Here is a 14378-nt window from a genome sequence, read left to right on the forward strand (position 1 = left end):
ACCCTCAATTATGCGATCTAAATGAAAGGGCCTCGATTACTCGAGACCCTCTCAACACATCATGAGTAGACAAATCAGAATTTGAAGTTGGCGTTCGCAAAGAACGAGCGACCAACATAGTCGTACCCCGAATACAGAGGCGCGTTGCCAATCGTCGTAAAGCCAATAGCGCTAATGCGTGGAGGCGCCTTATTGAACATATTACGAACACCAACCGTGAACTGATACTTTCTTTCTACATTAAATTGAACGGACAGAGAGTGCAGAAAATAGTCATTCGCCTCTAGGTAATAGCTATCCTTGTATTCCTGAAGTAGATCCGGATCAACAGCGCCAGTAAGGTTGTCATACGCAAAGTACTTGTACGTCTTGCTGTGATCGCCGTCGATCCAGTCGAGACCGTATCGAACCGTAAATGCGCCCGATGTATAGGTTGCGTCAAAGTTGCCGGTCCAGTCGGGCGACGTCACAATGCCGTTCGAGTCCGTCAAGAACTCCTCAGGAAACAGGCGCGTCGATTGTTCCGTATATTTTGTAACGCTTGCGTTGAGGATAAAGCGCCCCCCGAACAGATCGTGCGCATATCGGCCGTTGAACTCATAGCCCTTTACGATATTCTCCGAAAGATTGACGAAGCTGCTGACGACCGAGAGCCCCTGGTTGGCATCGCGAGTAACAAAGCGGCAGAAGCCCGCAGTCGGATCGAAATTAGCGGCCGAATAGCACCTGTTTAGGATCGTGCTGGCGTCAAGGTCTGAAACACCGTTTTCGACCTTCACGTCGAAATAGTCGAGCGACAACGATATGGAACCAAGTGCTTCAGGCAACTTAGGGCTGATAACGGCGCCGAACGTCAGGTTCTTTGACGTTTCTGCACTGAGCCCCGCCTCGGCCCCACCGACACGGAACGTCGTAATGCCGCTACGCTGTTCGAAGTCTGCTGGCAGTCCGATTGCCGCACAATTACGCGCGACGATTTGTTGATTTGGCGATTGATCGCCCGCAACGGGAAGCGCGCTACACGGATCCAAATTCGAACCAAGGAAGCCAGTCGTTGCGCCGAGATACTGCTCTGCAAGGGCTGGTGCGCGATAAGACGTACCGTAGCTGCCGCGAAAACCGAAGCCACGGAACGGCTCCCATTCACCGGCGATTTTGTAAGTCGTATCTGATCCGTAAGAGGCGTAATCCGTATAGCGGGCCGAGCCGGTCAGATTAAGGCGGTAGAAGAATGGCGTGTCGGCCAGGAGAGGCACGAAGATTTCGCCAAATCCTTCTTTGACGTTATCCTTACCCACGGTCGGCGTAGCGGCCGTAAGACCAAAAAGATTGCCGCTGATTGAGTTGGCATCTGGCTGGTCGTTGATCTTCTGGCGGCGGTACTCTGCGCCCAACGATAGCTGAACGTCGCCACCGGGAAGTGCAAAGAGTGGACCGTCGATATTGAAGGCGAACGTTGTTTCGCGAAATTTCGTATTTCCGATGGTGTTCGCGACGATATAGTTGCGGAAAGCTGTCGGCAGATTACCGCCGATTACTGCCGCGCTGAGGGCCGGTGCCGCTACGCACGTGGGGTTCGCTGCTGCAGTAGCGCAACTAAACGTTCCGTTCGCGTTCGCAACAACATTAAGCGAGTTCGCCAGCCGATCGCTCAAGAACGACTCCGCCGTGTATCGGGCATCGTTCCACGATTTACCGACATATGCGTCGTAGCGCCATTTCGGGAAGAAGAAATCACCCCGAATACCACCCGATGCACGAACATAATCAACCGTTTGGTTCGATGACGTAAGGCCATAACCGATGAATGCACGCGCTGCGACATTCTTACCGCTGGAAGTTACGGTCGGGTTGGCGAAAAGACCATTCCGAATATCTGCTGGAAGCAGCGGACTGCCCTGAAGATAATCAAGAGAAAGTTGTCGATAAAGCGGCGATCCCGACTTTCGGCGGGTACCTAATAGCTCGCCATATATTTCGGCGTGACCCAGACCATCAAGCTTGTAGGTGCTGGACAGATAACCTGTGTATGTCTTCACACCGGTAATCAGAGGCTCGTTCTCTTGATTGGGATCGAATGTGTCACGGTCATATGTTCCCACCCCTAGATAACCGGGAAACGGACCGGACGTAACACCTGGCGCAGGAACAAAACGGTTAAACCGACCGACTACGCCACTCGTCCGACCGATTGCGTTACGCGTTGGTAGACCCAGCGTATTGATGGTCACACCACCGTTGTCCAACGTGAAGCACGCCCTAGGATCATCCGGCGAGAAATTGTCGCCTGAACCGAATGCCGAGCCTTCGCCATCGAGAAAGCCGCCGATCGGGCATTTGAAAAACGGTACGTCATTACGTGCCAATGCTTCACGTTTGCGATATTCGATCGAGCCGATGATGCTCAAGCGGTCGGCCTGTACACCAAACGTCGCAGCGGCACGGCGATCGATGCCCGCCCCAACCTGTGGAACGTTCGTTTGAAGGTCGAGCTGAAGGCCTTTCAGCTTCTTATCGGTAATAATGTTTACGACACCGGCAATAGCGTCCGATCCATACACCGAAGAGGCGCCGGCCTTCAGAATTTCGATGCGGTCGATGATCGCCGTCGGCAGAACGTTAAGATCGGCAGCCAACACGGAACCGCGTGATCCGCCGGGAGCAAGCCGACGGCCGTTTAGGAGGATAAGCGTACGCGCTGGTCCGAGCCCGCGCAGCCCCAACGTATTCGCGCCGGTGCCGCCGTCGGTAACAAAGCCGCCATAGGCATTGTTAATCTGGGACGTCCCTTGCGTAACGGCATTACTCTGCAGTGCGTCGGCAGCACTATTGAAGCCAGCCTGAGTTATCTCTTCTTTACCGATGACGGTGATCGGCTCTGCAACCGAATATTCGTCACGGCGAATGCGCGAACCGGTGACCGTGATTTCGCCGCTTGTGCTGCTACCAGCCTCATCGGCAGACGGAGCAAGGGGATTTTTCGCGTCATCGGGGACTTGAGTGGGGTCTGGCCGTGGACTCGTTTGATCAGACTGCGAGATCTGAGCCCCCGCGATCGTGGGAATAGTGACGAGAATACCGACCAGCGCCGTCGCGCCCAACAAACTCTTCATATCCATATCTAACCCCCTTGAAGCACCCGATAATTCCGGTCTGCTTACTGACCTACTTTCAGCCCCAACCGAGGAACGGCGCAAGGGTCAGATGACATCAAGATGACAGATTATGGAATTTTATGACAACGATGTTGCTAATGTGCAACGAAGGAACCGGAGCGGGAATAAAATCGTCGGTTTGTTGCAAATCAGGACTACAGGGGGGGCAACAGGGTTTGATCGCAGACGGTCGTTCGCGATGACCTGCCGTGGATAACCCCTTGCTCCGCGTCAGTCGTTCTCCGCTGCGACGCCCCGCTCATCATCTGCGCCGAAGCTCTGCATGCCGTGATGCGAAGACTCTACGAACACGCGTGCGGTTTCAGGCTTCTAGGCCAAATCTTACCGCGCTCGTGCCGATCAGGGGCGCGAAGGTCCTGTCGTTGCGCCTGCTCGTAGTGGGTGGAGATGCCCATTGGCGGGACGCGGCGGATCGACTCCGTCCGTAGACATTGTAGTTACCGTCGATGCGCGTAATTATCGTTTGAACGCTGGGTCGATCTCCGCTCGGTCGTACCGTGACTCACATGCCTCACTCTGATTTAAGAGAAAGACCCTGTTGGGTAATTTAGGGGTAAGCGGTGTACTTAGAACACGGCGATCCAACGCATGATTTCGCCGACGCTGTTTGCGTAATGGCCATGTGCTAGGCCGATAAGGATTGCCGCTAAACAACCGATGTTGGGCGAACAGTCCCCTGCCCTATGCCTGCCGGCCGGACCCAGATGCTGACGCTCAAGAGGCTTTCGCCCTCGCCAACATCGGACACTCATTCATCTTCATGCTGGCGCGCTAAACGACCAGATACGAAATAGCATCCACACGTCGCCTCGTTAAGATCCAGCAGGTTCGGCATGCGAGTACCCTTTGGTCTGCACCGCCGGCTAGGCTGACGCGCCCAGCACAAGACCGGTCGATACCCGGGTTCGTACGTTGCTCTTGGCTTGGTACAACGCGCGATCGGCGGAGGCGATAAGGGCGTGGGGCATGTTTGCGGACCCACCTTCCCGCCAAAGGACCGTTGCTGCTCCGATGCTGATTGTCAGTGTCCCATCCGCCGTAGGGCGGTTGCCTGTGTGGAAGCTGCAGACAATGCACCGCGTCGCACGCCAGCCCTGCCATCTCCACCGCCTCCGCGGCGCACGAGCGGTGTAGGATAACGGCCAGTTCCTCGCCGCCATACCTCCCTACGACGTCGCCCGCTGCAAGAGGCAGTCCTTGAAGCGCTGTCGATATCGCACGGAACCAGGCGTCCCCGGTCTGATGCCCGTAGGCGTCGTTGAACTCCTTGGAAAAGTCCACGCCGATTAGCAGCAGCGACATCTGGGTTCGTGATAACCGTACCTCCAACCATGCGCCCGCAAGTGCAATGTCGAAGGCACGCCGATTGGCAAGGCCGGTCAAACCGTCCTTCATGGCCATAGAGGTCAAAACATCCTGCAATGCCTTGCGTTCAGTGACATCCCGTATCACAACAGCCCGCTCACCGAGATCCGATGAAACAGGTTCGCCGATGGACCGGGATGTGATCTCGGCCCACGCGATCGTCCCGTCTCGATGCTTCACGCGCATGGTGACGATCGCGCTTCTGATTAAGTCCGGCGCGAAGTTGCGCAGTCGCAGCTCCAATCATCAGCACGTCGTCGACCACGACACATCGGCGACGGCGCGACCAATCACCAACCCCATTGGCCATCCAAGGATTCTCATTACGGACGACGAGATGTAGCGAAACCTCATGTCCGGCCCAACCGAAGCGGACCCGTCGCCGCAATGCTCTTTCAGCGACCGCAGATTGCGAAGCTCATGATCTGCGTCGTAGGTCATGTCGACTTCCCATCGGAAGGCGTGAAGTCCCCTAGGAGGACCAATTTGTGTGTGCGCACCGGGTCTTCGCACGGAGCCTGAATCCGCTTGTACCTGGCACACCAACAAGTCCTGAGCCCTAGTGCATAGCACCTATTGGAAGAAAATTACCGCCGGTATTAACCAATTGATCTTCAATTTAGGCGAGGGTTCGGAAACAAGGAGTTCTCGATGCGACCCGATGCCAAGGCACTATTAGCAAGATTGGGACAGCGTGATTTCCAGTATCGCCAGTTCGCCGACCCAATTGCCGACGTCGAGCCGTGGCCGTTATTTGCGGCATTGCTAGAGGATGAGCGCGTCGTTGGCCGCGCGGAACGTGCGACAGAGGAAAGGGCACCCGCCAAGAACTTCTTGAGCGATTACGATGACTTGTCGGTACGCGGCGAGCCCGGTCAGCGCCAGGGTGGTAGCCTGCGAGCGTTCCTGTCCGGGCTTTCCGACGACAATGCGGAGCGCCGCTGATGCCGTTGATCTTGTGCCACTCGCCCGTCGGCGGCGTCGGAACCACGTTCCTGACCGCGCGTCTCGCCCTTGGTCTCGCCGCTCGAGGCCACGACGTCTCCGCGATCGATTTCACGCACGCCGACGCATTGAAGCTGTTCTTCGGGATGCTGCCCGCGCAAGAAATCCCTGCGATGACGGATGCCACTACCGAAGGCATCGTCGTCGACGGGGTCGAATTGCTGTCGGGCTATGCCGCCGTCCAGAGCGGCGCGTTCGGACGCCTGATCGCGCGGTCGGCCGCGTCGCCGTTTGATAGCGAGCGGATCGTGATCGCCGATGTCGCCTCTGCGGACCTTGCACTGAAAACCAGCCTGTTGCCGCACGCCGCGCTGCACCTGTGCACGCTCGTGCCGCAACCGACATCGCTCGCGGCGTTGGCGAAGGTCCAGCCGGGCACGTCGACGATCGACCTCGAACAGACCGTGTTCGTGCTCAACCAGGTCGACGACACGCGCAAATTGTCGCGCCATTCGCAGATCTTCCTGCGCGCCCTGTTCGGCGATAATTTGATCGCGACGGTCCGCCGCGACGAGGCGGTGAACGAGGCGCTGGCGTCGTTCCAGCTGATCGCGCGCTACGCCAAGCAGAGCGTGGTGCTCCCCGATCTCGCCGCAATGACCATCGCGATCGAGGCGCGATGCGGCCTCGTCGCCGCCACGGAGCCGGCGGAATGACCCCCGGATCGGTCCGCAAGGCGTTTCGCGCCGATACGCTCGGCATCGTCGTCGCGGCGCTGTTGACGCTGGTCGTCGTGACGGTGCCGCTCGACCTGAAGTCGCAGTGGAGCTTCGCGGGCGTATCGATCCTTGGCGCGATCGTGCTCGGCCGGTCGAAGTCGCGTCGCGGGACGCTGGTGCTCGCCTTGCTGTCGCTTGTCGTATCGACGCGCTATCTGTTCTGGCGGACCACCGCGACGCTCGAATTCGAAAGCGCGCTGGGCACGGTGCTCGGCATGGGTCTGTACCTCGCCGAACTCTATGCGTGGATCATCCTCGCGCTCGGCGTGCTTCAGACCGCGTGGCCGCTCGATCGCCAGTCGGTTGAACCGGAGGGCGAGCCGCACGAATGGCCGACCGTCGACGTCTACATCCCGACCTATAACGAAAGCCTGGAGATCGTGCGGACGACCGTGCTCGCTGCGCTCGACATGGATTACCCGCGCGATCGCTATCACGTCTACCTGCTAGACGACGGTCGCCGCCCTGAATTCCGCGCGTTCGCGCGGTCTGTCGGCTGCGGCTACATCACGCGCGCAGACAACAACCACGCGAAGGCGGGCAACCTCAACGCAGCGATGTCGAACACCGAAGGCTCGCTGATCGCGATCTTCGACTGCGATCACGTCCCGACGCGCGCCTTCCTGCAGATGACGGTCGGCTGGTTCCAGCGCGACAAGAAACTGGCGCTCGTCCAGACGCCGCATCACTTCTATTCGCCCGATCCGGTCCAGCGCAATTTGGGCTCGGTTCGTGATCTGCCGGGCGAGGGCGACCTGTTCTACGGCGCGGTTCAGCGCGGCAACGATCTGTGGGATGCCGCTTTCTTTTGCGGGTCGTGCGCGATCATCCGCCGCGAGGCGCTTGCCGACACCAACGGGTTCGCGTTCGAGACCGTCACGGAGGATGCGCATACCGCGCTCCGCCTGCAACGGATGGGCTGGTCGACCGCGTATCTCGGCATCCGCCTGTCCGCCGGACTCGCGACCGAGCGACTGGTGCTGCACATCGGCCAGCGCATCCGCTGGGCTCGCGGGATGACGCAGATCCTGCGCATCGACAATCCGCTGTTCGGTCGCGGTCTCAGCCTTCAGCAGCGGTTTTGTTACCTTAACGCAATGCTGCATTTCCAGTTTCCGCTGCCGCGCATCGCCTTCCTGACCAGCCCACTGGCGTATCTAATCCTTGGCGAGAACATCATCCATGCGTCTGCGGGCATGATCTTCGCCTACGCCGCTGCGCATCTGTATTGCGCGCAGGTGTCGGGTGGGCGGTTGCAGGGTGGCGATCGCCGGCCGTTCTGGGGCGAAGTGTACGAGACGATCCTCGCGTTCCACCTCGTCAGGCCGACCGTCGTCACGCTGTTCCGTCCGCACGGCGGCAAGTTCAACGTCACCGACAAGGGCTCGCTGCTCGACAAGACGCATTTCGATACCGCGACAGCACGCCCGCACCTGATCTGTATCGCGCTGGTATTGTTCGGGATCGCCTTCGGGTGCGTCAAATACTTCTTCTTCGCGCATCTGTTCAACATCCAGGGCGATACGCTGGTGTTGAACACAGTGTGGGCGGTCTTCAGCCTCGTCATCCTGCTCGCTGCGGTGTCGGTCGCACGCGAGACGCGGCAGGTCCGTGAATATATCCGCATCCCCGTCCAGTTGCCGGCGACGCTCTATTTCGCCGATGGCCACGTCGTCGATGCGGAGACGATCGACCTTTCGATGGGCGGGCTCGCGATCACCGCGCCCCCCGGCGTGATACTCGCCGACCGCGAGGTTACCCACGTCGCGCTGCCGATGGGCGACGAAGTCCTCACGCTCCCCGTCCAGACGCAACGCGTCGACAAGAACATGGCCACCATGCGGTTTCTGGAACTCGACATGCTTCAATTACGTCAACTCGTCCGTGCCGTCATGGGCCGCAACGATGCCTGGGAACCCGAGGCACCGCGCCGTCCCGTGTCGACCCTGCGCTCGCTCCGCGACATCCTAGTGGTCGATCTCGTCACGCTGAAGCGCCTGCTCGGCTTCAATCGCGCGGAACGCCGGCGCGAGCGTACCCGGCTGAAGGCCGCGACCGCCGCGCTGGCCGCCGCCGCGTTGGTGATGAGCGTCGGCCTACCGCAGCCGGTCGCCGCGCAGGCGCCCACCGTACCGGTGTCCGCATCCGAAGCACCGGGCGGCATCCGCCAGGAGCGCCTCACACTGCGCGACCTGCGGATCCGCAGCGCGATCCGCCTTGCCGGTACCCGCGGCGAGATCGCAATCCCGTTCGGCCTTCGCAGTAACGAGGTCGTCACCGCCGCCAATCTGACGCTCGCGCTCGCCTGGTCGCCCGCCTTGCTGGCCGATCTCAGCCAGTTCGTCGTGATACTGAACGGTGAAGTCGTCCGCACCGTCCGGTTGACGCCCGACGGTGCCGGCGGCCAGCAGCTTACGATGGCGGTCAATCCCGCGCTGTTCCTGCCGGGCGACAACCAGCTCAACCTGCGCTTGATCGGTCACTATACCCGTGATTGCGAGGACCCGTTCCACAGCTCGCTCTGGGCGAACGTCAGCAATACGCGCTCTGCGCTCGACCTGACGATCCAGCGCCTGCCGCTCGGGCCGGACCTTGCACGGCTGCCGTCGCCATTCTTCGATCGCGCCGACAATTTGCCGCTCAACCTGCCGTTCGTGTTCGGCGCGGCGCCGTCGAATGGCGAACTCGAGGCCGCGGCCAGTGTCGCATCCTGGTTCGGACGGCTGGCCAGCTATCGCGGGTTCGCGTTCAAGCCGAGCTATGGCCGCATCCCGCGCGGCAATGCGATCGTGTTCCTGCGTCCCGGCATGCGCGTCGGCAGCTACGTTCCGACCATCGCCGGGCCATCGGCACAGGTAATCCGCAACCCGTTAGACGGTTTCGGCCAGCTACTGCTGGTAATGGGCCGCGACGAGCGCGAACTGAAGCTCGCCGCTGCGGCGCTCGCCACGGGCCGCGGTACAATCGGTGGCGCCGCCGCGTCGTTCGACGGTGTCCGCATCCCGACCTATGCGCGCTACGCCGCACCCCGCTGGCTCCGCTCCGACCGTGCCGTCAAACTGGGCGAGATCATGGACCCGCGCGCCCTGCAGGGCGTCGGCCTGCCACCGGGGCCGCTCACCGCGGCATTCCGTACCGCACCAGACCTGTTCTTCTGGCCACGCGGCGGCGCGTCGCTCGACCTGCGCTATCGCTATCCGTCGGCGTCGTGGCTCGATCGGCGCGCGTCGCGGCTCGATATCTCGATCAACAACCAGTATCTGCGGACGCTGCCGCTCGCCGGCGCGGCGTGGTGGAACGCGCTGATCGGCGGCCAGGACGGCGCATCGTCGAGCCAGGCTCGCGCCAAGGTCGAACTGCCGAACTACAATCTGTTCGGCCAGAACGAGCTGATCTTCGATTACAATCTGATCCTGGGCACCAAGAAGAAGTGTGAGGGCACGCTGCCCGAGAACGTCCATGTCGCGATCGACCCGGACAGCGCGATCGACCTGACGCACGCCTATCATGCGCAGCGGATGCCGAGCCTCGCGACCTTCGCGAACGCAGGCTATCCCTTCACGATCAGTCCCGACCTTACCGAGACCGTCGTCGTCGTCCCCGCCTCGCCCGACCTGGGTATCGTCGAGGCGTTCCTGGCAATGATGGGCCGCTTCGGCGACTCGACCGGTGCCGCGACGACGGGCGTTACCGTCACGCAGGCCTCGGACGGCGACCGGCTCGAAGGACATGACGTGCTGGTCATCGGTATCCCACGGACGGCCGGCGCGACCGCGCTGTTCGCCGGTGCGCCGGTGCGGATCGAGAACGGCAACCTGCGGGTCGTCGAACGCAATCCGATCGAACGCGTCTTCGGCCTGATCTCGCCTTATGGCGAGAGCGACGTCGGCGAGACCAACGCGTTCCTGACCACGTCCGAGCGTTTTAACGGGTTCGTCAGCTTCCGTTCGCCCTATGATGCGGCGCGAACGGTGGTGGCGGTGATGAGCACCAATACCGCCGACCTGCCCGAACTGGTCCAGGGTCTCGCCGAACAGCGGATCAACGCGCAGGTCCAGGGCGACCTGTCGGTGACCAACGGCGAGGGCATGCGCAGCTTTGCGGTCGGCCAGACCTATTGGTCGGGATCGCTGCCGGTGTGGATGCGGATCGGCTGGTGGTTCAGCGAGCGGCCGTTGCTGATGGCGCTCAGCGGGCTGCTGATCGCGCTGCTGCTAGCAGGGCCGCTGTACCTGCTGCTGGTGCGCCAGCAACGTCGCCGGCTCGGGTCGGAGGACGCGGCATGATGCGCTTCACCACGCTCGCGCTGCTGACCGCGGGCATCGCGTCGCCGCTCCTCGTCCAACCTGCGGTGGCACAGGTCGCCGGTGTCGACGCGCTCGTCCAGCAAGGGCGGTATTGGCAATCACGGGGCCGCGCCGACCTCGCGCGGACCGCCTATCGCCGCGTACTCGCGATCGATCCCTCGAACGCGGAAGCCCGTCGCGCCTTATCGACGTCGAGTGCTCCAGCCCCGGCACCTGCCGCCCGACCGAGCAGGGCGCCAGCGCAGGCTCCGGCGGGCATGACCGGGCCTGCACCGACGCCCACAACCGCGGCGCGTGCGGTTTCGGTACCAGCCCCGGCACGTCGTTCCGTATCGACGCCATCCGACCGCGGCGGCGATTCCCGCTCGGCAGGCTTCCGTTCGCTAGAACAGGGCGATCTCGTACAGGCGCAACGCCAGTTCGAGGCGGCGCTGGCCAACAACCGCAACGATGTGGACGCGGCAGGTGGCCTCGGCGTCGTCCGGCTACGGCAGTCGCGCTTCGCTGAGGCCGCCGAACTCCTCTCGCGCGCTTCGGCACGCGGCAACCGGGCGCGCTGGTCGGAAGCCTTGGCGTCCGCGCAATTCTACGCCGGGCTCGACGACGCCCGCGCGCGGCTCGCGGCCGGCGATGTCGCTGGCGCACAGACCCAGGCCGAAGCGCTCGCACGTACCGGCGTCAAGGATCGCGGGCCCGCATTGGCGTTGCTCGCCGACATCTACGAACGCCAGGGTCGCTATGCCGACTCGGCCGATCTTGCACGGCAAGCAGGATCCGCCGGCGGCAGTGCAGCCCAGCTCGAAAGCCGCGTGATGCGCAACGATGCGTTGCAGGCCGCCACGCACGGCGACCCGGCGAAGGCAGATGCCCTGTTCCAACGCGGGCTGATGCTCGACCCGGCGGACCCGTGGATCCGCTACGAGTATGCGCGGTACATGATCGGGCAGGGCCGTACGCCCGAGGCCGAGGCGCTGATCCAGTCAATCCAGACGATCGGTACCGCCGACGCACTGTACGCCGCGGCGATGCTCCACAACGAGCGCGGCCGACAGGCGCAGGCGACATCGTTGCTGTCGCGACTGACCGAAGCGCAGAAGACGCCCGCAATTCGCCGGTTCGAGGCACAGATCGCCGTCGATGCCGCCGTCGCGCGTGCCAAGGCGATCGCAGCGCTGGGCCGTGGCGGCGAGGCGATCGCAACCTTGCGCCAGATCGGCATGACTCCGACGCTCAGCGCAGCGTCGCTCGCGTCGATCGCTGGCGGTCTGAACGATCTGGGCGATCAGGCCGGCGCCGTCCCGCTTGCCGAGCGCGCGCTGGCCGCAAGTCCGGCGACGGCGGACTATGAGCCGATCGTCCGCGTATTGGCTCGTACGGGGCAGGATGCCACGGTCGCCAGCGCCATCGACCGCGCGCGGACCGCATCGGCGGGGTCCGCGTCCGCCGCGCCGGCGATTGCCCGGCTCGAGGGGATTGCCGCGTCGTCGCAGGCGGACCGGATGAGGCTCGCAGGCCAGAACGCGCAGGCATTCGACCTCCTGCAACAGGCATGGACCGCGTCGCCAGGCAATGCCGACGTGCTGGGGGCGCTCAGTCGGCTGTACCAGTCGGGCAACATGCCGTCGCAGGCCGCTCAGACCTACCAGATGGTGCTCGCCGCAAATCCACGGGACAAGGGCGCGCTGATCGGCTTGATCGGCAGCGCAGGCGCAGGCGGCAACCACGACGTCGCCACCGCGACCGTGGACCGCGCGCTGGCTGCCTATCCAGACGATTACGAGATCTACGCCGCTGCCGGTCAGATGGAGCAGGCCCGTGGCGACCGAGGGGCAGCGAAACGCTATCTGCGCCGCGCCGAAACAGCCTATGCAGCGCGCTCCGGCACCGGTGCCACGCTAAGCGGTGCCAACCCGTTCGCCGCGAGCATGGGCTCGGGCAATCCCTTCCGCCAAGCCGAACAGGCGCCAGTCGTTGCCGCAAACCCGTTTGCATTGAGCGCCGGGCCGATCCCGACTTCCAAGCCCGGCCGCTCTTCGACGCCGATGGCCTTCACCGTGGCGCCCGGATACGGCGCAGGCACACCCGGTGTTCCGGCACCAACGGGCTTTTCGTCGGGCAGCTACACATCCTCGAACGGCGCCGTACCCCAGGCCGGCGTTGCAAGTGGCGATGCAACGCTCATCCGTCTACGCGACGATATCGCTCGCCTAAGCGACGACACCGGCCCCCGTGCGGAAATGAAGCTCGGCTTCCGCGAGCGTTCGGGCGAGACCGGCCTGAGCGAACTGCGCGAACTGTCGGGTACCGCAACGCTCTCCACCGGTGTCGCCGGTGGTCGCGTCTCCGTCTCCGCCACGCCGGTCGTGATCGACTCCGGCCGCCCGACCGGCTCCGCGCTCGCTCGGTTCGGCCGCAACGCTACGCCTGAGGCGCAAGGGATCGTTAACGCATTGCCGTCCGCACTCGTTCAGGCGGATACGCAGCATGCGTCCGGCGTCGCGGTCGCGGCATCATACGACAGCCCCGGCGTCCGGATCGAGGTCGGATCGACGCCGATCGGGTTCGATAATACCGAAGTCACGTGGGGCTTCACCGCCAAGCCCAAGATCTCGCGTACGGTTTCGGCGCAAGGCTGGGTCAAACGCGAGCCGGTCACGGACAGCGTCGCGTCCTATGCCGGCACGCGCGATCCTGTCACGGGTGAACGCTGGGGCCAGGTCATGCGGACCGGCGGTGGCGCGTCGCTGTCGTGGGACGACGAGGGAACGGGCGTCTACGCCGATGTCTCCGGCTATCGCTATACCGGCGAGAACGTCCGACAGAACCGCGGGTACCAGGCGAATGCCGGTGGCTATCTGCCTCTCTACCGTGACGGGCATTCGACGCTGACCGGCGGTCTCAACCTCAACTGGCAGGCGTTCGACAACAACCAGAACTACTTCACCTACGGGCACGGCGGGTATTTCAGCCCGCAGAGCTTCCTCAGCATGAGCCTGCCGATCCGCTACGCGTATACTTCGACACGGTGGGAGGGGCGCCTGGGCGTCGCGCCGGGCTATCAGAGCTTCGAACAGGATCGTGCGCCGATCTATCCGACCGATCCGAATGCGCAGGCCGAACTCGATGCGTTGAAGGCGCGGAACACGGACGTCCGCTCCTACTACGACAGCCTGAGTAACACCGGTTTCGCCTTTTCGGCGGACGGATCGTTGTTCTATCGCCTGAACCCAAACACCCGGATCGGTGCTTCGGCCAGCGCCAACACGTTCGGGACCTATGACGACTACCGATCGACTTTCGAATTGCGCCAGTCCCTGGGGGGAGCCAAATGAACGCGATGAGTGAATGGTCCACCGACAACGCGACCGAAACCACTGCCGCCTCCTTGTTGCTGGGAAGCATCATCGCCGAAGTCGGTGGCGGCGCCACCACGGCGCAGCGACGCGCGTTCTTTCGCGCGGTCGGCGCACGGATCGCAGGCGCGCATCCGGTCGGCGACGCGCAGGATATCGCTGCGCTCGCCGCTTCGATCAACCGGTTGTGGCGCGAGCATGACTGCGGCGAAGTGCGGTTCGAACTGGCCGAGGACGGCCTGTTGATCACGCATACCGGCTTTGCCCGTCGGCTGGCGCCGATCCTCGGCGGTGCAACCGAACAGACCCTGCGACCGTTGCTGGAAGGGGCGTACGACGCCTGGTTGCATACGCTGGGCAGCGGGGCCAACCTAACGACACGCACCCTGTGGTGGAGCGATACGGAGGCACGACTGAAGCATGGACGTTGATCGTCGACACGTCATGGCGGGA

General features: G+C 62.7%; 8 protein-coding genes. 6 read left to right on the top strand and 2 right to left on the bottom strand.

Annotated elements, in window-relative coordinates:
* Positions 1–74: 74 nt before the first annotated feature.
* Together BM244_RS19765 and BM244_RS23900 are read right to left on the bottom strand one after the other, a co-directional pair.
* Positions 75–3119 carry a TonB-dependent receptor domain-containing protein gene (locus BM244_RS19765; RefSeq protein ID WP_093400639.1) on the bottom strand — a complete coding sequence of 1015 codons (3045 nt, stop codon included), beginning with the start codon at positions 3117–3119 and terminating at the stop codon, positions 75–77.
* Between the two features lie 828 nt (positions 3120–3947).
* Complete coding sequence (locus BM244_RS23900; RefSeq protein WP_368086096.1) at positions 3948–4559, bottom strand: GGDEF domain-containing protein; 612 nt, start codon at positions 4557–4559, stop codon at positions 3948–3950.
* Between BM244_RS23900 and BM244_RS23660 the strand changes: the two genes are divergently transcribed.
* The 6 genes from BM244_RS23660 (at position 4444) to BM244_RS19795 (ending at position 14356) form a co-directional block, all read left to right on the top strand.
* The gene (locus BM244_RS23660) at positions 4444–4884 is read left to right on the top strand and encodes a hypothetical protein (protein WP_254784636.1); all 441 of its coding nucleotides are present in this window, start codon (positions 4444–4446) and stop codon (positions 4882–4884) included. The two genes, BM244_RS23900 and BM244_RS23660, sit on opposite strands and share 116 nt — an antisense overlap.
* Before the next feature lie 308 nt (positions 4885–5192).
* Positions 5193–5486: a hypothetical protein gene (locus BM244_RS19775; RefSeq protein WP_093400641.1), complete on the top strand. Its 294-nt coding sequence runs from the start codon at positions 5193–5195 to the stop codon at positions 5484–5486.
* Positions 5486–6202, top strand: coding sequence for a cellulose synthase operon protein YhjQ/BcsQ (locus BM244_RS19780; protein ID WP_093400642.1), 717 nt, complete (start codon positions 5486–5488; stop codon positions 6200–6202). Before BM244_RS19775 ends, BM244_RS19780 begins: the two co-directional genes overlap by 1 nt.
* Positions 6199–10551, top strand: a complete 4353-nt coding sequence (gene bcsA / locus BM244_RS19785) for a UDP-forming cellulose synthase catalytic subunit (protein ID WP_093400643.1) — start codon at positions 6199–6201, stop codon at positions 10549–10551. The genes BM244_RS19780 and bcsA overlap by 4 nt, the downstream gene beginning before the upstream one ends.
* On the top strand, positions 10548–13904 hold the full coding sequence (locus BM244_RS19790; RefSeq protein ID WP_093400644.1) for a cellulose synthase subunit BcsC-related outer membrane protein: 3357 nt from the start codon (positions 10548–10550) through the stop codon (positions 13902–13904). The genes bcsA and BM244_RS19790 overlap by 4 nt, the downstream gene beginning before the upstream one ends.
* 5 nt (positions 13905–13909) lie before the next feature.
* Positions 13910–14356 carry a cellulose biosynthesis protein BcsD gene (locus tag BM244_RS19795; RefSeq protein ID WP_175518319.1) on the top strand — a complete coding sequence of 149 codons (447 nt, stop codon included), beginning with the start codon at positions 13910–13912 and terminating at the stop codon, positions 14354–14356.
* Positions 14357–14378: the final 22 nt, after the last annotated feature.

It is taken from the genome of Sphingomonas sp. OK281 (assembly GCF_900115295.1).
In the GTDB taxonomy this organism is placed as follows: domain Bacteria; phylum Pseudomonadota; class Alphaproteobacteria; order Sphingomonadales; family Sphingomonadaceae; genus Sphingomonas.